This is a genomic window from Aquirufa aurantiipilula, from assembly GCF_019923745.1.
Taxonomy (GTDB): Bacteria; Bacteroidota; Bacteroidia; order Cytophagales; family Spirosomataceae; genus Aquirufa; species Aquirufa aurantiipilula.
This window is the reverse complement of the sequence record NZ_JAANOG010000068.1, coordinates 1-240: the sequence shown is the minus strand read 5'-3', so window position 1 is coordinate 240 and position 240 is coordinate 1. Positions and strand designations below refer to the sequence as shown.

Annotated in this window: 1 protein-coding gene; it reads right to left on the bottom strand. The window is 47.1% G+C overall.

Features of this window, described 5'->3' with window-relative positions; translation table 11 throughout:
- On the bottom strand, window positions 1–240 hold a 240-nt coding region (locus tag G9H60_RS13385), incomplete at both ends, for a hypothetical protein (protein ID WP_223144530.1).

The following is a 240-nucleotide window of genomic DNA, read 5'->3' as shown; positions in this document are numbered from 1 at the left end:
GTCCAGAAGTACTTACTGGGTTGTTGTTAGCATCCGCCAATTGAGCGGTGATGGTTACTGTAGCGCCAGCCACAGGAGATGAAGATGAAGAGGTAACTAAATACTTACTAGCAGTACCAGCTACTGTAGTAATGGTAGACGAAGTACCTGTGATAGCCGAAGTAGTACCTGTAACCGTAGTTGAAGTTCCAGCCACGGTATGTGTGGTGAATACGACTGTTGCCACACCACTTGCATTGG